The following is a 26760-nucleotide window of genomic DNA, read 5'->3' on the forward strand; positions in this document are numbered from 1 at the left end:
TACCACACCGAACAGGAGGTTTATTGATGTGAAATGGAAACAATTGGAGGAATGCATCGAAGAAAAGCGGAAGGAACTAAATGATTTGGCGAATGAGGTGGGATTGAAGGATCGGCGGGTGTTAATCAAGTCCATGGAATTGGATCGACTCCTTAATAAATACACCGACTGGAAATATAGCTATCGTAGACAACAGAGCATACCCCAAAGTTCACAAATACAAGAGAAGCAACACGAGCTTGTCCTATCTTATTAATCTTCAAGTATCATGACAAGATAAAACCTAACTTCACCAGGGCTTCTAATACATAGTGGGATATAGAATAAACAAAATAATCTCTATTGCATCTCGTACGCCGCTCTTATACACGTTGTTCGTACGGTTTATTGTTCTGCGTCTACATCAGAGCGGAAGCCATGTATTAATGATGAATATGTATAAAAAACCTCCCGATTCACGTTATTGCGTGACTCAGGAGGTTTTTGGGGTTTACTGTTGAAGCTGGCGCAGCACAGTAATTTCGACACGGCGGTTTTTTTGTCGTCCAGCTTCGGTGCTATTGTCACCAACCGGCCGGGTATCTGCATACCCCGCATACTGAAATCCTGAGGGTGAAAGTTGTTCTCTGTCGAGAAAGAATCGGAGTACAGATAGTGCCCGTGCGCCGGAAAGCTCCCAGTTATCCTTATACGTCGATGAGTTCGAGGAGCGCGTGAACGGAATGTTGTCTGTATGGCCCTCAATGCTAATCGGTGTTTTCAAATCTCGAAACAGACTGGCCAACTTGGATAGCGTGTTGGCAGAGCCTTGCTTGAGTGCAGCTCTACCTTGATCGAATAAAAAGCGGTCATTTAGCGTAATGACAATACCACGCGGCTGATCTGACACAAAAATCTGGTTTTCCAGTTTGTTGTCCGTAATATATTCTTGAATGACACCCATTAAATTTTGCAACTCTTTTTCCTGCGTGCGGAATGCTTGTTCACGTTCGGTGAGCTTTGTCGATCCAGCTTCTTTTTTATCGGCTGCTGGTTGCTTGGTCGTGGGTGGATTCTTGCTGGTGTAACGATCGGCAGTACCTGTAATGCCCGAGCCTTGCTCCAAAATAGAATCTCCCTTGTGGAACGTATCCTGGAGGGATTGAACAACGACATCGTATTTTTTAGCATCCAGACTACTCATGGCATACATCACAACGAAAAATATGAGCAGCAGGGTGATCAGATCGGCATAGGTAATCATCCAGCGGTCACGATGGTCTCCGCCGCCTCCTTGACCCCCACGGCGCTTACCGCGCGCTCTCATGGAAGTCCTCCTTTGGAGAAGCGTCCTCTGTGCGTGAGCGACGAGGCGGTTTGCGATCTATATTTTGCTCTGAGCGGATAAAGAACTCCAACTTTTTGCGTACAAGCTTTGGATTCTCTCCGTTTTGGATAGCCAGAATACCTTGCAGCAGCAAATCCATCGTGATAATTTCACTCTCACTGGCAGCTCTTATTTTGGACGCGATGGGCAGGAAGATCAGATTGGCGCTAGCAACGCCGTATAGTGTTGCGATAAAAGCAACAGCAATGGACGGACCAAGCGCAGTAGGCTCGGTCAGGCTGCCCAGTACATGGATCAGGCCCATGACAGTACCGATAATTCCCATCGTAGGGGCATAACCGCCTGCGGATTCAAATATTTTGGCGTACCCTTCATGTTTGTGTTCAATGGCATCTAACTCAAGCTCTAAAATCTGTTTGATCTGCTCCTGCTCGGTGCCGTCGATGACCAACTGAAGACCTTCACGCAAAAATGCATTCGGATGCTCTGATGAAGTACGCTCTAGCGCAAGCACACCGGATCGGCGTGAGGTGGCCGCCATGGAAACCAAATCTTCTATATATTGCTTCGTAGGATTGTCCTCACGGCTAAATGCCATCCGTAGAGCGGTGGGGATCGTCTTCAGCTTGGAAGCTGGGTAGCTGATCACAACTGCGGCGAAAGTTCCCCCAAATACAATTAGAGCCGATGTACCTTGAAGCAGCCCTGTAAATTCGCCGCCTTCCCATAAGAAGCCACCGATTAATGCAATGATTCCTGCGATGATGCCCAATACGATGGTGATATCCAAAATTTAATTCACTCCTATTCAAGACTTATCGTTTGCATCCACGGTAAGAAAGAGGTATAATACGGGAACAAACATTCTTATCCAACCATATTTCCCAAGTATCATTGCTCGGGAAATATCGACATAGAGTTACAGGTAAAGACGTTAAAGCTCGACTGGTGTAAAATCATGATGTTTCCATTTTAGACGATAAGGGTGATGCAGGGCAATGAGTGATATCGTTGTTAGCGATAAGACTTTTGAAATTCAGTCGGAATTCCAACCTCAAGGCGATCAGCCCCAGGCCATTTTTGAATTGGTAGAGGGAATTGCAGAAGGAAAGAAGCATCAAACGCTATTGGGTGCTACGGGAACAGGTAAGACGTTTACCATCGCACAGACCATTGCCAAGCTGAATCGGCCTACGCTGGTTATTGCACATAATAAGACTTTGGCTGCTCAACTGGCGAGTGAGTTTAAAGAGTTCTTTCCGAATAACTCCGTCGATTATTTTGTCAGCTACTATGATTACTATCAACCGGAAGCATACATCCCGTCTTCCGATACGTATATTGAGAAGGATTCCAGCATTAATGAGGAGATTGATAAACTGCGCCACTCAGCGACAAGCTCTCTGTTTGAGCGTCGTGACGTTATTATTGTAGCGAGTGTCTCCTGCATTTATGGTCTGGGTTCCCCGAAAGAATATTCAAGCCTGCTGCTTTCGCTTAGAGTCGGCATGGAGAAACCCCGCAATCAGATTTTGTCCCGCTTGGTCGATATTCAATATCAGCGGAACGATATCAACTTCGTGCGGGGTACTTTCCGTGTACGGGGGGATGTTGTAGAAATATTCCCGGCTTCCCATGGGGAACACGCTATACGTGTAGAACTGTTCGGGGATGAAATTGAACGAATTACCGAGATTAATGTGCTTACGGGTGAATTGATCGGTGAACGTGATCATATTGCCATTTTCCCGGCATCTCACTTTGTTACTCATGAGGATACGATGAAGGTAGCATTGGTCAACATTGAACGTGAGCTTGAAGAGCGGTTAGCGGAGTTGAAGGAGCAAGGGAAGCTATTAGAGGCGCAACGTTTGGAGCAACGTACCCGCTATGATATCGAGATGATGAAAGAGGTTGGCTTTTGTTCCGGCGTCGAGAATTATTCAGGTCCACTGACATTCCGTGAGCGAGGAGCGACACCATATACGCTGATGGATTATTTCCCGGATGATATGTTGATCGTCATTGACGAGTCCCATGTTACATTACCGCAGATTCGTGCCATGTATAATGGTGACCAAGCACGTAAGAATGTACTGGTGGAACATGGTTTTCGTTTGCCATCTGCATTGGATAATCGTCCGTTGAAGTTTGAAGAGTTCGAGGACAAGGTAAGTCAGATCATCTATGTATCGGCTACTCCAGGACCCTACGAGATGGAGAAATGTGAAACGATGGTACAGCAGATTATTCGTCCTACCGGGCTTCTTGATCCAATTATTGAGGTGCGTCCGAGCAAGGGGCAGATTGACGATCTCATTAATGAGATACGGCTTCGCATGGAACGTGAGGAACGGGTACTGGTGACCACACTTACGAAGAAGATGTCTGAAGATTTGACTGACTATTTAAAAGAAGTAGGCATCAAGGTTCGGTATATGCACTCCGAGATTAAGACGTTGGAGCGGATGGCTATTTTGCGGGATCTTCGTCTGGGGACCTTCGACGTGCTAATCGGGATCAACCTGTTGCGGGAAGGTCTTGATTTGCCGGAAGTATCGCTGGTTGCAATTTTGGATGCGGACAAAGAAGGCTTCCTGCGTTCTGAGCGCTCTCTGATTCAGACGATCGGACGGGCAGCACGGAACAGTGACGGTCGTGTTATTATGTACGGCGATAAGATTACCGATTCTATGGATAAAGCGATAAAGGAAACGGAACGTCGTCGTGCGATCCAAATTCAGTATAATGAAGAACATGGGATTACCCCGCAAACCATCCGTAAAAAGATTCGTGATGTTATTGAAGCAACCAAGGTGGCAGAGTCTAAGAATGATTACCTTCCTAATGAGACGGGTAAACTTTCCAAGAAGGAGCGTCAATCACTCATTCAGCGTCTGGAAGCAGAGATGAAAGACGCCGCCAAGAACCTACAGTTCGAGCGGGCAGCCGAGCTACGTGATGCTTTGCTGGAGTTACGAGCTGATTAAACATTGAGAATAAGCTAGAAGCAAAACATATGAAAATAAAATGTTTGATTGCTTTGCTTTTAAAAATAGTGAGGGCGGCCTATGTGGTCGTTCTCTTTGCGATATATCACTTCCATGGGATAATCCAATGCGATATAGCATGACGTGAACTACGGCTAAGGAGATGAAACATTTGGCGAATGAAAGCATCATCATCAAAGGCGCACGCGCGCATAATCTCAAAAATATTGACGTGACGATTCCACGGGACAAGTTCGTCGTCCTGACAGGGCTTAGCGGCTCAGGTAAATCGTCACTGGCTTTCGATACGATATATGCGGAAGGGCAACGGCGGTATGTGGAATCTTTATCTGCGTATGCCCGTCAATTCCTCGGGCAAATGGAGAAACCAGACGTTGATTCGATTGATGGTCTGTCTCCTGCCATTTCCATTGACCAAAAAACAACAAGTCGGAATCCGCGTTCTACTGTCGGAACGGTTACCGAAATCTATGACTACCTGCGGTTGCTGTTTGCCCGGGTGGGTCATCCTCATTGTCCTGAACATGGCATTGAAATCACTTCACAGACGGTTGAACAGATGGTAGACCGCATTTTGCAGTATCCTGAAAAGACAAGACTTCAGATTCTGGCTCCATTGGTATCCGGCCGCAAAGGTGAGCATAAAACACTGTTCACTGATATAGCCAAGCAGGGCTTTGTACGGGTACGTGTGAATGGCGAACTACGTGAATTGTCTGAGAAGATTGAGCTGGAAAAGAACAAGAAGCACTCGATTGAAGTGGTCGTAGACCGCATCGTAGTCAAGGAAGATGTGCGTGCGCGTCTGTCTGACTCTATTGAGACGGCACTGAATCTTTCAGGTGGGCAGTTGCTTGTAGACATTATGGGGCAAGAGGAGTTGCGGTTCAGCTCCAACTTTGCATGTCCTATTTGTGGATTCAGCATAGATGAACTGTCTCCAAGAATGTTTTCCTTTAATAGTCCGTTTGGCGCTTGTCCGGATTGTGATGGGTTAGGAGTTAAAATGGTAGTTGACCCTGATCTGCTCATTCCCGATCCTGAAAAAAGTGTGGAGGATGGAGCGTTTCAGGCATGGAGCGGGGGAACTTCCACTTATTATCCTCAATTTTTACAGTCAGTATGCGAGCACTACGGTATTCCGCAGGACATTCCTGTTAGTCAATTGACGACAGAACAAATGAACCTCATTTTACATGGAACGGGAGAGCAGAAGATCCGTTTCCGCTATGAGAATGATTTTGGACAACGTAAGGAAGCCTATGTGACCTTTGAGGGGATTATCCCCAATCTGGAGCGTCGTTATCGTGATACGGCTTCTGAAGGTATACGTGAATTTATTGAAGGCTTTATGAGTGCAAAGCCATGTAACACCTGTAAGGGACACCGACTGAAAAAAGAAAGTCTGTCGGTAACCATTCAAGAGCGTAATATAGCTTTTGTGACAGCTTTGTCTATCGGTGAAGCCTCAAACTTTTTCCATACACTGGAGCTGAGTGAGAAGGAGAAGTCGATTGCCAATCTCATTTTAAAAGAAATTAACAGCCGCCTGGGATTCCTCGTTAACGTTGGTCTGGAATACCTGACATTAAGTCGTGCGGCAGGCACGTTGTCAGGCGGTGAGGCACAGCGTATCCGATTGGCGACACAGATCGGGTCCAGTCTGATGGGTGTGCTTTATATTTTGGACGAGCCTAGTATCGGGCTGCATCAGCGAGATAATGACCGTCTGATTAGTGCTTTGGAGCATATGCGGAATCTTGGCAATACGTTGATTGTGGTGGAGCATGACGAAGATACGATGATGGCGGCGGACTATATCATTGATATCGGGCCAGGAGCTGGAATTCATGGTGGGATGATCATGTCGCAGGGGACCCCGCAGGAAGTTATGGAAGACCCGAATTCCTTAACCGGGCAGTATTTGAGCGGACGCAAGTTCATTCCGGTCAATACCGAGCGGCGCAAGCCTGCTGATAAATGGCTGGAGATTCGCGGAGCCAAGGAGAACAATCTCAAAAATGTGAATGTCAAAATTCCGTTGGGTGTTTTCTCGGCTGTTACTGGTGTATCGGGCTCTGGAAAATCGACGCTGGTCAATGAAATTTTGTACAAAACGTTAGCGCGTGATCTAAACCGGGCGAGAGTACGTCCAGGGCAGCATAAAGAAATTCGCGGACTAGAACATATCGAAAAGGTTGTTGAGATCGATCAATCGCCAATTGGCCGTACACCGCGTTCCAATCCTGCAACGTATACGGGTGTATTTGATGATATCCGTGACTTATTCTCGCAGACGAACGAGGCCAAAGTACGAGGCTACAAGAAAGGCCGCTTTAGCTTTAACGTTAAGGGAGGTCGTTGTGAAGCTTGTAGAGGCGACGGCATCATCAAGATTGAGATGCATTTTCTGCCGGATGTGTATGTTCCATGCGAAGTGTGTAAAGGCAAGCGTTATAACCGGGAGACCCTAGAGGTTAAATACAAAGGGAAAAGTATTGCCGATGTGCTGGAGATGACGGTAGAGGATGCAACGGAGTTTTTTGTAAATATTCCTAAGATTCATCGCAAGATCCAGACACTGATGGATGTAGGTTTGGGGTATATCAAGCTGGGTCAGCCTGCGACTACCTTGTCTGGCGGTGAAGCACAGCGTGTGAAGCTGGCCTCCGAATTGTATCGTCGCAGTACGGGCAAAACCATCTATATTTTGGACGAGCCGACAACCGGCCTGCATGTTCACGATATTGCCCGATTATTGACGGTGCTGCATCGGTTGGTTGATTCAGGAGAGACGGTGCTGGTCATTGAGCATAATCTGGATGTGATTAAAACAGCCGATTATCTGATTGATTTAGGACCGGAAGGCGGAAGTGGCGGTGGAACGATCTTGGCTACCGGGACACCGGAGCAGCTCGTGAAAGTCGAAGAATCCTATACAGGTCGATACTTAAAGCCGATCCTTGAACGGGATACAGAGCGTAGTCAAGCGCTTCAGACAGTCGATCTATAGATACCGTTTAGCATAGTTTTAAAAGCCCTGCACAGGCAGGAAGGCAGAATACGAACTACTGTATTGATGCCTTCGCCTTGGCAGGGCTTTATTTTTTTTGTAAAAAAAGAAAACTTTTATCAAATTCCTGCGTTAAAGCATGTGACACATAGTTTACCAAGCGCTGGAATAATAAATCTATACGTATATTCATCGACAGAAAGTCTCTGAGTAGGCTCTAAATTTTGGAGTTTTGAATGTTTAGGCTCGGGCTTGAAGAGGTAAATATATAAATCATGATTATATAGCATCATACGAAGTTCCGTGCCCGCGTGACAACCATTACAAGTTGAAGCGAAACCGTCTGTAGTTTTATCACATCTAAGGTTCATACAACATCTCTGAGGAAGTCATGAAGGGAGCTGGAACGCTTGAAGGTTAAGCAAAGTAGAGTTTTACGTACACGTGTGTATACATGGGCAGCAGGAGCTGCTTTGGCGGCATGTTTGATGGGTTATAGTGCTGCACCGTCCTATGCCTCCGAGGTGTCCGAGGCGTTTGAGCCCAAACAAGCCGAAATCGAAACAAGTGCAGCAATTGGCAGTATTAAGGATTTAGAAAACGCTCATGATTACATTCAACCCGCAGCGAATGGTGGGTTTTTAATGCTGAACGTCGAGGACGATACAGAAGCAAGTGTAGTACACGTCACATATGGCAAGCTGGACAGTTCTGTGGAGGCTATATGGAAACATCAGCAGGACCTGAACGTACAACCCGGAACAAGCAGCAGGGGAGTCCAGCGGGAGACGTCGGATGGTGGCTTGCTGTTTCTGGTTGATTATACAAAACCGAACGGAATACGTGAGGTGCAGGCCTCACGATTGGACGAGGATGGAAACACTTTGTGGTCCAAAACATTACCCACAGATGGCTTGATATCTCATGGGCAAGATTCTCAGGTTGGTTTGGAGACACTGGAGGATGGCAGTTTCCTGGTCTCCTATCTGAACCTTGCGGAGCAGTCCTTCACTGTACTCAAATACACTGAAACTGGCGATCTACAATGGAATCGAACGACGGCCGGAGTGACCTCGGGTTGGCTGGTCGGCAGTCACAATGGATATTATGCGCTTTTGAACAGCTCAGATGGTCCCGTTGGGGTACAAGCAGATGTATATGGTCGCGATATTCGTGACATTCATTTGGACTTAGGATCAGGTAAAGAAATTGCCGCAGTACGTGAGTTGCCGAGCGGTCATATTGCTGTAACAGGGCTTAAAGGAAACAGCAAGCGTACACAGGTGCTAAGTAATGGTCTGCAATTATTTAGTAATACAGAGGACTATGCGGCTGACCGGGTGTATCTGCCTGAGGAGCAGTTGTATGTCCAGTTCAGTGATCAATATGATCCACTGGGTAAAACCACGAAGATGCATGGCATCACCATTACAGGCCTGAAAGGAAACGGTACGAAGGTGTGGGAAACGAGGACTCATTATAAGGAGGATAATTCCTTCGGCATCCGATACGATACGGGATTGATATACAAGATACCTTCAGGCTACGTGGTGGTGACATCTACAACAGGTGCTCATAAGCCAACAGTACTGGATTTTGCGAAAATATTGATACCGGAGTAATCCGGTGTCTTTTTTTGTGAAATTGAGGGAAACGATATTGCGAGGTTGTATGACGATAAGAAACAGCCTGCTTGTATATGTGATACAAGCAGGCTGTTAATAGACTCTATATTTAGGATGCAACGTGGCTGGACTGTAAAATGGCAGACAGCTTTTCCTGGAAAGTCGGAATACCTACACGCTGTACATATGCGTAAAAGCTTTCGCCAGCGCTCCTGTTTTCTTTGTAGAACAGAATGAGCTCTGCCAGTACAGGTCCAACCTGATCCCCGCGTACGCGGCCTTTGAGCGCCTTGTTAAACTGGGCGCCTGCTCCAAGCGCTCCGCCAACAGCGATATCGAACGCGTCGACCAAGCCCTCCGGTGTCTTTATGAGCGAGCCTTGCAGACCAATGTCCGCAATATGCTTTTGACCGCAGGAATTCGGGCAACCGATAAAATGAATGCGCACCTTTTCATCCAATTGTACGTGCTGATCCAAATACTCGGCAACGTCAACCGCCCGTTTTTTGGTTTCCACTATCGCCAGATTGCAAAACTCATTTCCTGTGCACGATACTGTACGGCTCATAAAATGCTTGGGTCGTGGTGTCAGGCGTTGCAGCACGGGGGCTTCCAATAGTTCATCCACTTGCTCATCCGGCACGCCGCTCAGCAAAATGTTTTGCGACATCGTGGTACGAATCTGACCATCGCCATAGCGGTCAGCCAGGTCGGCCAGTTCATGTAACTCGTCAGCACTAAGGCGACCGACAGGCACGTTCAGACCGACATAGTTCAGACCTTTTTGGGCTTGAGGATGCACACCGTCAAAATAGGCGGCTTGCCAGCCAATCGTTTTGTCCTCGCCTCGTCCGGGCATTTCACCGATGTACTCGGTGAGCTTAGCCAGAAATTTGTCTGGGCCCCAATCGGCAACGAGGAATTTCAAGCGGGCATGGTGCCGCTTTTCCCGATAGCCGTAATCACGGAAAATGGTGGTGACAGCAATAGCAACCTTCAGTACTTCCTCAGGGCGAACAAACAAATCCAGAGACTGTGCCATATGCGGCTTGGCGGACAAACCTCCACCAACCATCACATGGAAGCCAATCACTTCTTTTCCGTCGAGGATCTTGGTGGCCGGAGTGAAGGACAGGTCGTTAATTTCAGCCTGTGCATTGTTGTACGTATTACCGGAAATAGACATTTTGTACTTGCGCGGCAGATTGGAGAAGTCTCGATTTAATAAGAAAAAGCGGTTTACTTCATCTACAATCTCCTGGGTATCCACCAATTCATTGGGATCGATGCCAGCCAGCGGATTACCGACAATGGTACGCGGGCAGTCTCCACAGGCTTCAAAGGAATACAAATTGACTTTCTCCAGTCTTTCGAAAATATCGGGCAAGCTTTCGACCGTCAGCCAGTGAAATTGAATCGCCTGGCGAGTGGTAACATCCACAAGACCGCGTCCGTATAGCGCGGATATGTCTGCCAATGCATGTGCCTGTGCTGAAGTCATGATCCCTGTGTTGATGCGGACCCGCATCATGAAATGACCATCCTTGGGCTTTTGCTGGTATACCCCAGCCCATTTGAAACGGTCCATATCGTCCGCAGAGATCGAGTCATAGCCTTCGTTGGCATAGTTTTCGATAATGGTACGGATTACGTCGAGACCGTCCTTTTCCAGCTTGACTAACTCGAATTTGTTAAGCTTATCGGGATGAGCGTTCCAGATTGGTTCGTAGGCCATTCTTTTAACCTCCTGTAAGTGCTTATTTATACTTTAGTGTTTTGGATAGAGGGCTCATGATTTTATTCTTTATTTCCGACAATAAAACTAAGATATAATGTGATGGTATCATAGTTGGTTATGCCCGTAAACGAAGGAATGACCTAAACGGTATAACGATTATTTATCGTTTTTGCTTATTTTTTTGATATAAGGATTTGGAAAATTTATAATATAAATAGCATGAGAGGACAGGGATGTAGCAAACGGAGTCTTTTAGAAAAAGATAGGGCTTAAAGCGATTGTATACGTGTCCCCTCTATGGTAGATTTGGACTAACTGATAGAACAGGGTCATGTAAGAGAGGAAATGGTGAGTATATGCGTAAGATGGGGAAAAGGGCAGTTGTTCTGGCTTTAGGCAGCGCTCTATGTGTTTCTGGAGCGGCAGGTGCAGCCAGCAGTGGAACTGCGTTAAAGGCCAAAGTCATTAATGGTGGGGTCTATGTTAACGTAAGCGATATGAATAAAGCATTAGGAACCAGCGGCGCATATAACAGCGCAAATGGTACATATACGTTATCGGCCGATCGTGTGCCGCAGGTTGTTAAAAATGTATCTCCTTCTGTGGTCGGTATCATTGGCCGTTCAGCCACGGGAGAGACCGTAGCGGGAGGAGATCGCTACAATCTGGCTCACGGCACGGGTGTCATCATTCGTACCGATGGATGGATTGTGACGAATGCGCATGTTATCGAAGGATTAGGTGATGCCGTGATCGTAACCTCGGACGGAAAATCTTACGGAATTACCGACAGCTACAGCGATCCGATCAGTGATTTGGCATTAGTCAAAATCAAGGCAAGCGGCCTCAAACCCGCTACCTTGGCAGCTTCAACGAACAGTCTACAGGTAGGTGAGCAGGTAGTGGCTATTGGTACGCCTATATCCTTTTCACTTCGCAATTCGGCAACCTCAGGTGTTGTTAGCGGGCTGAACCGTGGTGTCAACGCTGCTTATCGTTTGATCCAAAGTGATACCGCGATCAATCCTGGTAACAGCGGCGGTCCACTGGTCAATCTCAAGGGTGAGGTCATCGGGATTAATACGATGAAATTCTCGGCGGTCGGCATTGAAAATATGGGCTTTTCGATTCCGTCGGATACGGTGAAATATGTCATCGGCCAATTTTTCAAATACGGAGAGGTTCGGCGCGCCAGTCTTGGTCTGGGTTTGGAAGAGAGCTGGTCAGCTATCGTTGGATTACCTACCGAGGATCCTTTGAAAGTTACGAAAATTACTTCAGCCAATGCCGTTCAGGCCAAAATCAAGGAAGGCGATGAGCTGTATAGTATTAACGGTAAGCGTGTAGCTTCGGCCATTGACGTCAATGAGCTGCTTAAAAACTATCAACCGGGTCAAACGGTGAGTGTACTTATGCAGTCGGACGGTGATATTGTGAAGCGCAAGCTAGTACTGACACAGGATAATGGTGAAATCTATGAGTCCATTCAGTCTGGAGAAGATGGTGAGGATTCGAACGGTTCGGAAGCCGCTGAAGATGGCGGCATAGCGCTTCCTAAGGAAACATCGGAGCCAGCTCAAGGGGCAACTACTGGAAAGTGAACAATAACGGCTCTTGAATCTATAAAATAAAGCTAAAGGGAGATTTACTGTGAAGCATATTCAAAGAAAAATGATGCGTAAGCTGGGGGTCGGCGCTGTCGCATTGTCCCTTCTGCTTTCCGCTTTGCCAGCAGTTGCAGCAGATCATGATAAAACCATGCTGGAATTGCGGTTGCAAAGCGGCAGCAATACAGCCATCGTGAACGGCCATAATGCCAATATTACGAAGCCATATTCAAAAAGTGGTGCACTGATGGTTCCAGCTGGTATTTTTAAAAAGGCATTTAACAGCAAAATTCGATTGGCTGAAGATAATGTGGTTAAAATCACTAGCGGAACTCATGTTGTATCGCTGACCATTGGTAGCCGTACAGCTTGGGTGAGAGGTCACAAGGTGACACTTCCAGCTCCACCGGAAATGTCATCAGGTATTCTCATGGTGCCTCTGCGTCAAGTAGCAGAAGGGCTTGGCGGTAAGTTGGAGAAGAACGGCGCCGGAATCATTATTCGGATGGAAGCACAAGAAGAGGCGGGCACGGTAGCTGAAGAGACACCGAATATTGATAATGATGAGGGCAAGACGCAGATCGGGAACAGTTACTATGGCTGGTCTATGAACTATCCAACAGGTCTCGTCATCGGTCAGGGAGGTGGAGATGAGAGTATCTCCACTTTTATGGACGAGAACAGTGCGTACTATATGGAAGTGCACACAGCGTCACAGCCGGTTCCACTGAATGCGGACGATCTGTTGCAACAATTAGTGCAGGCAGCCAAGGAAACAGGAGAAACTGTGATCGATCGAAAATCCTTCCCGAAAGCGAAGGTACCTTATGCTCGTGTCATTACGAAGGATGGGGACGGCGTACTGTGGGAAAATCGTCAGTACTATGACAACGGGCGATTGTATGTAGTTTATTTTTCCGATGCTAAAGCAACGAATTATAAAGATCTGGCCCAGTATGCAGGACTTTTAAATTCCTTCAAGACCTCTTTTAATGCGCAGGATAAAAGTATTAAAGACTTGTCCACTGTCGTAGGAGGCACACGCGAGGCCGGGAATCCAGACTACGGTGTGTCACTCAGCATACCCGCAGGCTGGAAAATGGACGATCAACGGATGCAATATGAAAGTAATGATGGATCGAGCTTCCGCATGAAAATAACCTCGGCTCCAGCGGATGGAAAGTTGGAGAACTGGGGCCAGCAACTGCAAAAATGGCTGAGCGATTCATTTGTGTCTACGGCTTATGAGGCACAGAAGACGTATCCGCTGGAGGTTGCAGGCGTTCAAGGGTTAGTACAGGAGTACCGCTATAATTTTGGCGATGGATGGGTCAAAGAGTACAATGTGCTGATTCAGCAAAATGGATACCGCTATTTGGCTGAATACGCAGTGCCTGAAAAGGTAAGCAAAGGAAATGATCAGTTCAACGCGCTCATCTCCTCGCTTCAAATCGATTTTCAAACCGTAGCAAGTAACTTTGGACAGTTGGAAGAAGACGACTATTTGACAGACAAAACGAAAACGGTCAAAAAGACATCAAAAGCCTATGAGTATACGGTGAATATCCCACGATATTGGACCGCGATTAGCGATCAATTTGAATTGGGTGATGTAGAGTACCAGTTTACCGGAGGACGTTTTTCCATCAAAATCGACAACGACCAATCATTTGAACTAACGGTATCCCAGCTCAAGGACTTCTATGATAAGCAAGCAAAGAACTACAAAAACCTCAAAGTTGAGGAAGTTAAGGACGTAACGTTTGCTGGTGTTCCGGCAGTGTCCTTTACATTCCATCGTATAGAGGAAGGCATTGGCTACACAGGCCACCAATTGGTTTTGGAACGTGACGGAAAAACGTATACTGTGACAACAACATTAAATGATGCGAACAACACGGCTGTACAGTCTAACGCACTGGATTCGACGTTAAATTCGTTTAATTTTGTGAAGTAGAAGATGTAGGTAAAAGATTAGCGAGGTTGTGGGGGAAGCGCTACGCGTGCCATTTTATCCTACGATCGCTGTTGACCCGGGATTCTTGGATTGTTTAAGTGATTTATATGTAAGAATCCCAGGTCAAAGGCGAGCGCTGACGCTTCTTCGGATTCAAATGGCCTGCTTCGCTGGCGCCCGCCAAATACCATCAATCTTATAATGAGTGAAGTAAGCACTAGGGAAGTCTATACGGATTTCCCCGTGTAGGAGGAATCCAAAATGATTACGCTAAAAGCAGTCGACAAACATAATTGGGAAGCATGTGCCGAACTTAAACCGACATCTGAGCAAAAAAGATTTATGGTATCTAACCTTTTTTCGATTGCGGAGTGTCAGTTTTTAGATGGATTTTTATCTAAAGCAATTTATAATGATGACGAATTAATTGGTTTTACAATGTATGGTTTAGACCCGGATGACGGAAATTACTGGGTTTACCGATTTATGATTGACGAAAGATTTCAAGGTCAAGGTTATGGCTACAATGCGATGTTGCTGGTTATCGACGAAATAAGGAAAGCCAGTGATAGGACGGATGTTATCATGATTGGGTATAAACCAGACAATGAACTAGCTAGAAAGCTATATAGTAAATCAGGCTTCAGGGAGAAGGGGATATCACCCTGGGGAGAAATGCTTGCGAAGTATAGGTTTGCCTAGTTAATGATAGGATGACTCACCTCCAAAGCACCGCTTGACGGGACTGGAGGTGTTTTTAGTATTATTTTTTAAAGGAATCGCTTGGAAAGTGTAGAAGCTTAGGTCGCAGTCTGGTACACTAGATTAGTTACAAGATAAGAATGATTCTGCCGCAGATGTTTGTGATGCGGATTTTTTGAGTTGGATGTAATTCACGCGAGGAACCGATGGTTCAGTGTGTGGATGATCGGACAAGATGATAGAGACGGATAGGATTTAAAATATGATTCTTAGTAGGCTTCCATTCCCCTGACTAAACATGATCAGCTTTGGAATGAGTCTATGGAACATCCATGAGATTACCAAGTAAGCAGCATAGCTGCCCTGAAAACAACGATTATTCCTCGGGGGATCATTCGTTTTCAGCATATGGGGAGGGCAATAATGAAATCAGCAGTACGAAGAGAAGATGTTGAGCTTCTGGCACCAGCCGGTGACTGGGATTGTATGCGTGCGGCGGTGGCAAATGGGGCTGATGCGATCTTTTTCGGGGTGGAAAAGTTCAATGCACGAGCACGGGCGAATAATTTCCGCATGGAGGAACTGCCTGAAATTATGGCGTTTTTGCATAGCTATGGAGTTAAAGGTTTTTTAACATTCAATATATTGGTATTTGAAAACGAGTTGGAGGACGCTAAGGAGCTGGTCGATGCCTGTATTGATGCTGGAGTCGATGCCTTAATTGTCCAGGATATGGGCCTGGTGAAAATGATCCGCGACATTTCACCGGATTTTCCAATTCATGGTTCTACCCAAATGACGATTACCTCGCCGGAAGCGGTAGAGTTTACAAAGCCGTACAATATGGAACGGGTCGTGCTTGGACGCGAAAACAACCTGAAACAGATCCAAAAAATAGGCGATCAGGCGAGACTTCCAATGGAGGTATTCGTACATGGAGCGTTATGCGTATCTTATTCTGGCCAATGCCTGACTTCAGAAATGTGGGGCGGCCGCTCTGCTAACCGTGGTGAGTGTGCACAGGCATGTCGTTTACCTTACGATCTGATGGTGGACGGAGAGCAGAAACCAATGGCAGATGTGACGTATCTGCTGTCACCTAAGGATCTGGCAGCGATTGACTTGATGCCTGAACTGATCGACGCGGGTGTTGTTTCTTTTAAAATTGAAGGGCGACTGAAAACACCTGAATATGTGGCGAATGTGGTCAGCAAGTACCGCAAGGCCATTGATAAGTATTTTGATGGCGATACGTCCAAGACCAGCAAAGAAGATATCCGCGAGCTGCAACAGAGCTTTTCACGCGGCTTTACGCACGGTTTTCTCGAAGGGACCAATAACAAGAAGCTGGTTGACGGTACGTTCCCGAAAAGCCGGGGGGTGTATCTGGGCCGAGTGGAACAAATCCTTCGTGATGGTGTAGTGTGCCGTATTGATGCCCCACTCAAGCGTGGCGATGGGATTGTATTCGATGCGGGAGATCCCACGCAAAAGGAAGAAGGCGGACGCGTATACGATATCCGTCGCAAGGGCGTGAAGATTGAAGGCGAAGCCGGAGAAGGCTGGATCATTGACATCGTAGCGGGACGCAACGATGTGGATCTGCGCCGTGTGCACGTGGGCGACCGCATTTGGAAGACCAACGACCCAGCGCTGGATAAACGTCTGCGCCAGTCGTACGACACGGACAAGCCGTACCGGGTCTTCCCGGTACATGTGCGAGTCAGCGGCTCCCCAGGGCAACCGCTGTCGACGTGGTGGACCGATGTGCAAAAGGGCACAACGGTCCGCGTGGACTCCGAGCTGGAACTCGAAATTGCCCAGAAGCGTCCGATGACGCACGAACTGCTCGAAGAGCAGTTCGGCCGACTGGGCGGAACGGTGTTCCAGCTGGAAGAACTGGACGTCCATCTGCATGGGGACGTCATCGTGCCGATGCGCGAGCTGAACGGTATCCGCCGTCAGGCGGTGGAACTGCTCGCGGGTGAGCGCCCCAAACCGCCCGTGTACACGAAGCGGGCGGTCGAGGTGTATGACGATGCATCGACTCCGGCATCGTCTGTGGCACGCGGTCAGGCAGAGCTGACCGCGTTGTGCCGCAGCCTCCCTCAGGTGGAGGCTGCGCTTGAGGCCGGCGTGGAATTCATTTACGCCGACTTCGAGTTCATCAAGCAATTCCCGGCAGCCGTAGAGGCTGTGCACGCTGCAGGCCGCCGAATTGCGCTGGCGACCCCGCGTATTCACATGCCGGGTGAAAATGGCTACCACAACAATATCCTGCGCTTGAAGCCGGATGCTGTGTTGGTGCGCAATCCAGGGGCACTGTATTTCTACTTGCGACATCGGTTGGAGAACCCGGACGCACATCACCCGCAATTGATTGGTGACTTCTCGCTGAACATAGCCAACCATAAAGCGGCTGATCTGTTCCTAGATTCCGGCTGCGACCTGGTTACGCCTTCGTACGATCTGAACATTCAGCAAATGGTCGATATGCTCAGACGTACGCGTACCGATAAGCTGGAGATTGTGATTCAGCAGCATATGCCCATGTTCCATACTGAACATTGCGTATACTGTACCTTTATGAGTGAAGGCACCGACTACACTAACTGTGGACGTCCGTGTGAGGACCATCGCGCATCCCTGCGCGATCGAATTGGTATGTCTCATCCAGTCCGTGTGGACGAAGGCTGCCGCAACACGGTATACAACGCGATTGAGCAATCCGGCGCCGAATACCTGTCCAACTTCCTGGAGCTGGGCGTGTCCCGTTACCGCGTGGAATTTTTGGAGGAGACACCGGAGCAAGTGCATGAGGTTATTGATCTCTATAACCGTGCCCTGCGCGGAGAAATCAGCGGAACACAAGTATGGAAAACGCTGAAAGCGACGAATCAGTTGGGTGTTACACGTGGGCAGCTGGTGAAGTAAATAACAGTATATTTGTTCGGGAGCCAGAAAGATTCCGGCAGCATAATATATTCATATAGAAAGCAAGTGATTAGAAGACATGTTCTCTTTGAGGGAAGATGTCTTCTTCTTTAACCTATCAAATTCATCTATCTTCCTGTTATAATCATAGACAGTATATCTATCCGTTATATTGAAGACAAAAGGAGTTTTAACCTATGAAAATCCGTAAAGCGATTATTCCTGCTGCGGGATTAGGAACCCGGTTCCTTCCTGCTACAAAAGCGATGCCTAAAGAGATGCTTCCCATTGTAGACAAACCAACAATTCAATATATTATTGAAGAGGCTGTTGCATCTGGTATAGAGGATATCATTATCGTTACTGGTAAAGGCAAAAGGGCGATTGAGGATCATTTTGACTACTCTTTTGAGCTGGAGCATAATTTGACTGCGAAGGAAAAATGGGACCTGCTCAATGAAGTACGTAAACCATCAGAGATGGCAGATATCCACTATATTCGTCAAAAGGAACCCAAAGGGTTGGGGCATGCCATCTGGTGTGCACGTAAGTTTATCGGTGACGAACCTTTTGCCGTCCTTTTAGGGGATGACATCGTTGAGTCTGAGAATCCGTGTCTCAAACAGATGATTGACGTGTTCGATGAGTATCAGCGTTCTGTAGTAGGTGTAAAACAAGTGGATTGGAACGAGGTACATCGTTACGGCATAGTTGAGGGTCATGCACTCACTTCCAAAATCTCTGAGGCGGAACGATTGGTAGAAAAGCCAAAGAAGGAAGAAGCAACCTCCAACTTGGCGATTATGGGACGTTATATCTTGACGCCTGATATTTTTGATATCCTGGGTCAGCAATCTGCGGGAGTAGGCGGGGAGATTCAGTTGACGGATGCATTGTCCAAACTGGGAGAAAAGAATCCGATCCTGGCCTACGAATTTGACGGGAATCGCCATGACGTTGGCGAGAAATTGGGATTCATTGAAACAACGATCCATTATGCTCTACAGCATAATGAGATTAAGGATGAAGTACTGGCTTATATGAGACAGGTTATTGAAAAGATTGACCAACAAATATAGACACCTCACCCAACCTCACTTTATCAAAATAAAAAAGAGACTACCGGATGATATAACATCATCTGGTAGTCTCTTTTTCTTAACTATTTCTCCGATTTTAACTGCTCAATCTGCTCCTTCTCCTTCGGATCAGCTTTAATCAGCTTATCGTACAATGCTTTGTCATCCTGTCCCTGCTGTTGCAGAGCGGCGATATAGTAGCGGGCGACCTCACGATTCGTAGCATCACTCAAATCGTCCTTCAGACCGTTTTTCAGGATGCTGGCAGCCTCTGCAGGTTTGCCTGACATGAATTCAATTTTGCCAGTGCTGAGCGCAATACCTGGAGTTACCTCAAAAGTACGTGTCAATTGAATTTCAGGTGGAACCGTCTTAATATGAGCTACCCCATCCAGAACCTGTTGGTAAGCAGCAAGGCCTGCTTGGAAATATTTCTGCTCCTTGGCGGTGTCCTTCTGTTCACGTGCCTTATCACCAATAGTGTAAGCTTGGGTAATCAACATATTGTACCAGTCATTGTCCCATTTGAAGTTGGAAATGTTATTTTCCAAAATACTGAAGGCTTGCTCATGCTCACCTTTTGCTTTTAAAAGGTTAACTTTGGAGTTATACATGATTTTATTATACGGTTCTGCCTTCAGGCCCGTATTAAGTACCTCTATTGCAGCATTATAAAATTCCTCTTTTTTCGTTTGATCATACACATTCTTGTACAGTGCAGCCAATCTTATAAGCGAATCTGGGTGCGTAGGACGAAGTTCAAGATCCTTATTAATGGCACTTTGGATTTCCTCAAAAGATGTGCTGACCGCCATGATCTGTTTGGCAGATGTGGCAGCATTGGCCGATTGCACGAAGCGGAGACCTGCAAAAAGCACCACAATGCTTAGAATGCCGATGACTGTACTATACATGATTCGGAAACCAGAAGCACCCATAGACAAGCGTTTAAGAGGCTTGCTGTCCATAGCAGCGGCCATACCACCAAGACTCATAAATATCAGTATGCCCATGAACACGTAGCTCAGATTAAAGTCCAGCAAGCTATGAAGTAAGATCGAGAGTGCCAAAATGAGATACAGAAAGTGAGAATCCCGTTCTTCATCATTTTGTCTAATATAGTTACGGATATATTTGTAGAAAATAAATAAGATGAATGACATGAAAATTACAAAACCGAGAATACCAACTTCAACCAGATACTGCATGAAGAAGTTATGGGCCTGACGGCTTGTGTAAGGATAGTCTTGGTATTTCTCATATAAAGTAGCCCAACCGCCGCCGCCGGTGCCAATAACAGGATGATCTTTAATCGATTTGGCAGCATCCTGATAGAATACAAGTCGTTCCAGTACACTATGCTGCCGGAAATTGATATTTTCAAACCGGACCTGGACGTTTTCTGGTAGTACGCTGCGCAGGCCAGTTCCAATAAACAGAAAAGCCAGCAAGCCAATCACCACAACTGATCCGACAGGCAGCCATAGGTTGGATAACTTACGGGAAGTCCAGCCTGTGAGGGCACTTTCCAACTTCGGTGCCAAATAACGTTCAACAAGCCACAGTACGACAGCTACAGCCAGGGAGACACCAATAAGTACCCCCCAAGCCTTGGCAGCCTCACCGCCGTTGTAGGCCTTATTGAGTTGTAATCCCATATTTGTAATTGGCGCCAAGATAGATATTGACGCTACACCAGCAATGGCGCAATGCAAAATCCATATAATTTGGCGTGCAGGTTTAAGGAAAAGCAAGAGCAGCACGAAAACGACTGGCAACATAACCAGACCGCCCCGTGACAAGGTCAGGAACAGCGAGACCAAAATGGGCACCAACATGAAACCATGAGTAGCCTTGCCATACCATGATTTTGATTTCATCAGACAAAAAACGGCAGCGAATAGGAAAGCCATTAGAAAGGCGGCATATGTATTCGCATATTGAAACACTGATGTCAGCCGGAGCCCGTTCGTATCTGTCATGACTGCATTGATATAACGGTCTTGATACACATATTGGCTAAGCCAGCCTACCAGCTTGCCGGCAAGCACCCACTGTCCGAACCAGTTAATGAAGCCAAAGCCTACAATGACATAAGCAATAGTCATAATCAGATTGTGAATAATCTTATTGCCTAAGCGATCCTGGAGTAGATAAATTGAGATGATAAACAGGGCTGCATATATGCACTGTACCACCACCATATTCATGGCCAGGTAATGTGAAGCTGCTGATGTCAGTGAAAGCACATAAGTCAAGGGAAGCAGTAGTACTAATACAGCCAGCCAATCCCTTTGCTCTTCCAGCTTGAATTTTTTATAATAGGTTACGATTCCTAAAATCAATAGAATCGAGGCGATGATAACAGCCCAATAGAGAGGCTTTTCAAAATCGAGCATTTGCCCATTAAAAAGTGCAGCCTGGAAGGGAGCCCAAGCTAAAAACAGAATCATGCCAACAATTAACACCCAAAACATAGCCGGCCTTTTATCGTCACGGGTCGACGTTTTGGCCTGTTTCCCGTATACTGGATTCGACAAGGTTTACAATCTCCTTTTCTTGTAGATACGTCAACATTTTAGCATAAAAATTTGCTTCTACATAGCTCTGCTCCTAGAGAGTGTAGATAATGTCAGAGCTTGGGGACAGTTGTGTCCCCCTATACTAAACTTAATGTTTTATTATTAAAGGTAGACCTGTTCCAATAACGAGGATATTATACCTAAAAATTGTATTGAAAAATAAAGCTCTGCTTGGAGTTGGGGTTGACCTTATGTTGAAAAAATAGCAAAAAATTCCATAATTAAACAAGATAGTTGATGAGAGAAATAGATATGCTCTTGATAGCGAAAAGAAATATGAGAAGATTTTAGAATTGGAACGTATTAACGCAGACTTAGTGTCTAGAATTGCATTGGATAGGAGCTTCAAAGATGACTTGTTGAAGCAAAATGAAATTGTTAACTGGAAGTGTAAAAAGAACAGGCTTGAAAATCAAATTTCAAGCTATTTAGACGGAGACGGGAGTATCATAGATTATTCCTTTATTAGACTTGCAGAAGATCAACATGTTGTTGCGTTCATTCCAGTTGAGCTACTTTTCACGGAAGACAAAATTACGGCATATTCCAAAGTGGATCAAATAACGGCGGATTGGGAGGATCAAAACACAGTTTGGGAAAATATTAATTTGGTTAGATTAAAACCTCATCGGGACCTGATGAATTTTTTAAAGGCCTTGAAAAGAGCCCTGCTGCCTATATTAAATGGTTTGAAAACTTATTTTCTTCAAGAGGGCTAATTTCGGAATCTTCAATAGCTGTAATAGATAGACGTCATAGAGAATTTCAATGCATGAGCAAGGAACTAAATAAAGGAATTGATTTTTTTATGGATAATCCAATAGAAGTCAGATGGAACCCTAGCGGTTATTGTAATATAATCGATGGTCACCATCGCGCAATGTTTCTTTACTGTTCTGGAATGAAGATGATTCCAGCAAAAGTTAGCGTCCAAGAATTTATAAATTGGAGAAATAAAGAAAAAGCTTTGGAATGTCTTGCATTAATTAATGAACAGGTAAGAAGCGAATTTTATACACCTATTTGTAATCCATATTTTTATGATAGGCCTGCTTATCGTGATAATTCGTATAAATCAAGATTAGACCATATACTTGAATTTTTCAATTCGCAGAGGTTTAGTAATTATAAGATCTTAGATATTGGTTCAAATCTAGGTTATTATTCACAATTTTTTAGCAGAGAAGGAGCAAAAGTTACTGCTTTGGAACCTGACAAACAACACTATGATTTGGCAAAATTATTAACGTAGCTTACACATACAAATATGTAGGTTACTTCAAGATAAAATTGAAGAGTATGAAACGAGCGAAACTTACGATGTTGCAATATTTTTAACTGTTTTTTATCATTTTTTCGAAGATAAAAGAGAGCTTATTATCCAGAATCTTGATAAGTTGATCACTTCATTTATTATCTGGGAATCTGGCGATAATCCTCAAATGGAGATCGATTACATTACCCAAAACTCTAAATTTACTTATTACAAACAGATTGGCGACACATATGGGACGGATAAAATTAGGGAGTTAGGTGTTTTTTTCGTGAATCCTTTTTGAGTAATAATGAGCGCATAAAGTACAATTTTGTTATGGAGTGATTGATAATGAAGATATTAATATCTGGTGGGGCAGGATTTATAGGGTCAAATGTTGCTGAACAATTGCTAAATTTAGGGCATCATGTTTTTGTAATTGATAATTTATCCACTGGAAAAATAAGCAATTTAGATGACAGAGCTGTTTTCTTTGAAGCTGACATTACATCTGAACAACTGGATAAATTATTCAATCAGATTAAGCCTGATCAAGTATTACATTTTGCGGCCCAAGTAAATGTGAATAGATCAATTGAGGACCCTTTGTTAGATGAGGAGACTAATATTAAAGGAACAGTTAACATATTGGAAAACTGCAAGAAGCATGGTGTTAAAAAAATTATATATGCTTCTTCTGCGGCGGTTTATGGTGTGCCTCAAAACTTACCTATTGCTGAGAGTCACGCTATAGACCCCATTTCTTTTTATGGTATATCCAAATTTGTACCTGAACAGTATATTAAAACTTATGCTGCTCTTTACGGACTTAAATATACGATTTTAAGGTATTCTAACGTTTTTGGACCTAAACAAGATCATGTTGGTGAAGGAGGAGTAGTCTCTATTTTCATAAACAAGATGTTGAAAAACGAATCCCTTACTGTTTATGGTAATGGAGAGCAGACAAGAGATTTCATTTACGTCCAAGATGTTGTTAGTGCCAATATCGCAGCTATTGATAGCGAGATTAATGGAGTATTTAATGTGAGTACAAATACTACAATTAGTTTGAATGAACTTGTGAGAATTATGTCTGAGTTTAATTCCCAAAAAGTAGAATTGACATATCAAGAAAGTAGAGTAGGGGATATTATCCATAGCTGTCTTGATAACAGTTCCGCTATTTCACATCTTAACTGGAAGCCTAAGTACTCTTTAGAAGAAGCATTGAAAGATACTTTTGATTATTACAGAAGAGAAACAATTAATAACGAGTTTATATGATGAGAGGACTTTTAATGAAAACTTATTGGCAAAATTTCACTAAATATAGATTTCTTTTACGTGAATTAGTCGTTAATGATATCAAGTTAAGATATCGGAAATCAGTTTTGGGTATTATTTGGAGTGTGCTTCATCCGCTAATGATGATGTTTGTTCTTACAATGGTTTTTTCTAATTTGTTCAAAAGTGATGTTCCGTATTTTCCAGTATACGTTTTTACGGGTAGGATTATATGGGATATGTACTCACAATGCACGAGCATGTCTATGAATTCAATTGTAGGAAATGCATCACTAATAAAGAAAGTATATATTCCTAAATATATTTTCCCTCTTGCTAAATGTCTATCAACATTGGTCAATTCAGGATTCTCTCTAATAGCTTTATTGGTTGTTATGTTATTTGTAGGTGTGAAAATAACTCCTGTGCTTCTATTGGTCCCGTTAGCTATATTTTACGTTTTCTTATTCGCAACCGGAGTAGGCTTATTGTTATCTGCCTACACAGTGTTTTTCAGAGATATTAGTTATTTGTACGAAGTTATACTGACGGCTTGGATGTATTTCACTCCATTATTTTATCCTGCGTCTGTACTTCCTGAGAAATATCAGTTTATTTTTTATATAAATCCGTTATACTATATGGTTGATTTTTTTAGACAGATTGTAATGTACCGAACTTTTCCGAGCATTTTTGAAAATGCGATCTGTTTTTCAATAGGGTTTTTAACATTCGTTGTTGGTTTTTACGTTTTTTATAAGAAGCAAGATAAGTTTATCTTACATGTTTAAGTAAGGAGCAAATTAATGAAGGAATCTATTATAGAGGTCGAGAATGTTTCCATGTTGTTTAATTTAAGCTCAGAAAAAATTGATAACTTCAAAGAATACTTTGTAAAGTTGCTTAAAAGACAATTATTTTATAATGAGTTTATTGCTCTTAAAGATGTGTCATTTAAAGTGGAGAAAGGTGATATTCTAGGTCTTGTTGGTCTAAATGGAGCTGGCAAAAGTACACTCTTAAAAATCATTGCAGGTGTGCTTAAACCCACAACAGGAAACGTTTCTGTTAAAGGAAGCATGGCTCCATTAATAGAGTTAGGAGCAGGATTTAATCTTGATCTTTCTGCAGAAGAAAATATTTATCTTAATGGGGCTGTATTGGGATACTCTAGAGACTTTATGAAACAGAAATATAATGAAATTGTTGACTTTTCTGAGTTACATGAATTTATGAACGTTCCTATTAAAAATTTTTCTTCAGGTATGATTGCCAGGCTGGCTTTTTCAATCGCAACTATAATTGAGCCAGATATACTTATAGTAGATGAAGTTTTAGCCGTCGGTGACTATAAGTTTCAGGAGAAATGTAAAATCAAAATTAACAGCTTACTTAGTAAAGGGACAACTGTATTATTCGTTTCACATTCTTCTGCACAGGTAAAAGAGATTTGTAATAAAGCAATCTGGATTGAAAAGGGGAAAATTATAATGGCAGGCACAGCTGACGAGGTAGTTGATCAATACTCAATGGTCTAATGTCAGAGAATTGCTTTTAGAGAGGTGCATTGAGTGGAAGCTAAAGTAGCCATCATTATGAGAACAAAAAACAGACTTATTTTATTAAATCGAGCAATTCAGAGTGTTATAAGTCAAACCTATGATAATTGGGAGATTCAATTGATTAATAATGGTGGTGATATCGTTCAACTTCAACACCTTTTAAAGCAATATGGCTCTGATGTTCTTGAAAAAATAAAAGTAACTCATACTAAGAGTGATTTATATATGGAAGTTGCTACTAATATTGGTTTGGCCAATAGTAAAGCTGAGTATATTACTTTATTAGATGACGATGACACCTGGAGTCCTGACTTTTTAAGGGTTTGTATAGAAAGTCTAGAAGAAAACAAAGAATTTGATGGAGTTGTGACTTTAACTTATCTAATTCATGAAGAGATATTTAATGGAAACATTACTCAGAAGTTTAAAACTATATTCAATCCAAAACTAAAGAGAGTTTCACTGTTGAAAATTGCAAAAGGCAACTTGTTTACCACAAATTCTTTTGTATATAGAAGAAAGGCTTTGGGTTTGACTGGAGAATACAGAGAAGATCTACCGGTTTTGGGTGATTGGGAATTTAACATTAGATTTATTTTTAATTGTAATGTTGGTGTAATAACTGAACCTCTATCTAATTATCATAAAAGGATTGTTTATGATAATTCAAGTTATAATAATTCAAATATACAGCAACATATTCAATATGATTATAAATTAAGAATGGAATACTTCCGTAAGATTTTTAAAGGTGGATATTTTATTTTAGGTTTTACAATGTTATCGTTTGGATTTGTTAATTCATTTAAGAGATTAGTGAAAAAAATAATCAAAAGATTTAACTAGATTGCGAATTTAAATAGTAAGTAGGCGGTATTTGATGAATGGAAAGGTGATAATATCAGTTATAGTACCGGTATATAACGTAGAGAAATACTTGCGAAAATGCCTAGAGTCTCTGGTCAACCAGACGATGGAGAACATTGAAATTATTGTAGTTGACGATGGAAGCACGGATCAATCATCCGAAATTATCAAAGAATATAAAGAGGCACATCCTGATAAGATTGTTTCCCTGACA

The 26760-nt window shown here is 44.0% G+C and carries 20 protein-coding genes; 16 read left to right on the forward strand and 4 right to left on the reverse strand.

Features of this window, described 5'->3' with window-relative positions; translation table 11 throughout:
- Positions 1-28: 28 nt before the first annotated feature.
- Positions 29-256 (forward strand): aspartyl-phosphate phosphatase Spo0E family protein, encoded by a 228-nt coding sequence (locus tag C1T21_RS05185; protein WP_103047470.1) that lies wholly within the window; start codon positions 29-31, stop codon positions 254-256.
- A gap of 234 nt (positions 257-490) precedes the next feature.
- On the opposite strand, the gene C1T21_RS05190 is transcribed toward C1T21_RS05185, so the two are convergent.
- Positions 491-1306 (reverse strand): flagellar motor protein MotB, encoded by an 816-nt coding sequence (locus tag C1T21_RS05190; RefSeq protein WP_013312222.1) that lies wholly within the window; start codon positions 1304-1306, stop codon positions 491-493.
- Positions 1290-2117, reverse strand: a complete 828-nt coding sequence (locus C1T21_RS05195; protein ID WP_013312221.1) for a flagellar motor protein — start codon at positions 2115-2117, stop codon at positions 1290-1292. The genes C1T21_RS05190 and C1T21_RS05195 overlap by 17 nt, the downstream gene beginning before the upstream one ends.
- A 208-nt stretch (positions 2118-2325) precedes the next feature.
- On the opposite strand from C1T21_RS05195, the gene uvrB reads away from it, so the two are divergent.
- The 3 genes from uvrB to C1T21_RS05210 all read left to right on the forward strand — a co-directional run bounded on the left by uvrB (position 2326) and on the right by C1T21_RS05210 (position 8973).
- A complete protein-coding gene (uvrB, locus tag C1T21_RS05200; RefSeq protein WP_103047471.1) occupies positions 2326-4317 on the forward strand; it encodes an excinuclease ABC subunit UvrB in 1992 nt (663 codons plus the stop codon).
- Between the two features lie 172 nt (positions 4318-4489).
- Positions 4490-7351 (forward strand): excinuclease ABC subunit UvrA, encoded by a 2862-nt coding sequence (gene uvrA, locus C1T21_RS05205; protein WP_103047472.1) that lies wholly within the window; start codon positions 4490-4492, stop codon positions 7349-7351.
- A gap of 410 nt (positions 7352-7761) precedes the next feature.
- Entirely contained in the window at positions 7762-8973 is a 1212-nt protein-coding gene (locus C1T21_RS05210; protein ID WP_103047473.1) for a hypothetical protein, read from the forward strand.
- 112 nt (positions 8974-9085) lie between these two features.
- Here C1T21_RS05210 and C1T21_RS05215 read toward each other — a convergent pair whose 3' ends face one another.
- Positions 9086-10711, reverse strand: a complete 1626-nt coding sequence (locus C1T21_RS05215) for a nitrite/sulfite reductase (protein WP_103047474.1) — start codon at positions 10709-10711, stop codon at positions 9086-9088.
- A 359-nt stretch (positions 10712-11070) separates the two neighbouring features.
- On the opposite strand from C1T21_RS05215, the gene C1T21_RS05220 reads away from it, so the two are divergent.
- The 5 genes from C1T21_RS05220 to galU all read left to right on the forward strand — a co-directional run bounded on the left by C1T21_RS05220 (position 11071) and on the right by galU (position 18993).
- Positions 11071-12315 (forward strand): S1C family serine protease, encoded by a 1245-nt coding sequence (locus C1T21_RS05220; RefSeq protein WP_103047475.1) that lies wholly within the window; start codon positions 11071-11073, stop codon positions 12313-12315.
- Between the two features lie 49 nt (positions 12316-12364).
- Positions 12365-14278, forward strand: coding sequence for a stalk domain-containing protein (locus C1T21_RS05225; RefSeq protein ID WP_103047476.1), 1914 nt, complete (start codon positions 12365-12367; stop codon positions 14276-14278).
- A gap of 261 nt (positions 14279-14539) precedes the next feature.
- Positions 14540-14980, forward strand: a complete 441-nt coding sequence (locus C1T21_RS05230; protein ID WP_103047477.1) for a GNAT family N-acetyltransferase — start codon at positions 14540-14542, stop codon at positions 14978-14980.
- A 423-nt stretch (positions 14981-15403) separates the two neighbouring features.
- Positions 15404-17914: a U32 family peptidase gene (locus tag C1T21_RS05235; protein ID WP_069290501.1), complete on the forward strand. Its 2511-nt coding sequence runs from the start codon at positions 15404-15406 to the stop codon at positions 17912-17914.
- A 197-nt stretch (positions 17915-18111) separates the two neighbouring features.
- On the forward strand, positions 18112-18993 hold the full coding sequence (gene galU / locus C1T21_RS05240; RefSeq protein WP_103047478.1) for a UTP--glucose-1-phosphate uridylyltransferase GalU: 882 nt from the start codon (positions 18112-18114) through the stop codon (positions 18991-18993).
- A gap of 83 nt (positions 18994-19076) precedes the next feature.
- Here the strand turns inward: galU and C1T21_RS05245 are convergent, their stop codons facing one another.
- On the reverse strand, positions 19077-21533 hold the full coding sequence (locus C1T21_RS05245; protein WP_103047479.1) for an O-antigen ligase family protein: 2457 nt from the start codon (positions 21531-21533) through the stop codon (positions 19077-19079).
- 335 nt (positions 21534-21868) lie between these two features.
- Here C1T21_RS05245 and C1T21_RS05250 point away from each other — a divergent pair, with 335 nt between their 5' ends.
- The 7 genes from C1T21_RS05250 to C1T21_RS05280 all read left to right on the forward strand — a co-directional run.
- Positions 21869-22294 carry a hypothetical protein gene (locus C1T21_RS05250; protein WP_103047480.1) on the forward strand — a complete coding sequence of 142 codons (426 nt, stop codon included), beginning with the start codon at positions 21869-21871 and terminating at the stop codon, positions 22292-22294.
- A gap of 53 nt (positions 22295-22347) precedes the next feature.
- A complete protein-coding gene (locus C1T21_RS05255) occupies positions 22348-22827 on the forward strand; it encodes a hypothetical protein (RefSeq protein ID WP_103047481.1) in 480 nt (159 codons plus the stop codon).
- Between the two features lie 354 nt (positions 22828-23181).
- Positions 23182-24117 carry an NAD-dependent epimerase/dehydratase family protein gene (locus C1T21_RS05260; RefSeq protein WP_103047482.1) on the forward strand — a complete coding sequence of 312 codons (936 nt, stop codon included), beginning with the start codon at positions 23182-23184 and terminating at the stop codon, positions 24115-24117.
- A 14-nt stretch (positions 24118-24131) separates the two neighbouring features.
- Positions 24132-24908 (forward strand): ABC transporter permease, encoded by a 777-nt coding sequence (locus C1T21_RS05265; protein WP_103047483.1) that lies wholly within the window; start codon positions 24132-24134, stop codon positions 24906-24908.
- 15 nt (positions 24909-24923) lie between these two features.
- The gene (locus tag C1T21_RS05270) at positions 24924-25655 is read left to right on the forward strand and encodes an ABC transporter ATP-binding protein (RefSeq protein ID WP_103047484.1); all 732 of its coding nucleotides are present in this window, start codon (positions 24924-24926) and stop codon (positions 25653-25655) included.
- Positions 25656-25688: 33 nt separating this feature from the next.
- The gene (locus C1T21_RS05275) at positions 25689-26525 is read left to right on the forward strand and encodes a glycosyltransferase (protein ID WP_103047485.1); all 837 of its coding nucleotides are present in this window, start codon (positions 25689-25691) and stop codon (positions 26523-26525) included.
- A gap of 34 nt (positions 26526-26559) precedes the next feature.
- A partial coding sequence (locus C1T21_RS05280) for a glycosyltransferase family 2 protein (protein WP_146032475.1) occupies positions 26560-26760 on the forward strand: 201 nt, incomplete at its 3' end.

Source organism: Paenibacillus sp. F4 (assembly GCF_002894905.1).
GTDB lineage: Bacteria > Bacillota > Bacilli > Paenibacillales > Paenibacillaceae > Paenibacillus > Paenibacillus polymyxa_B.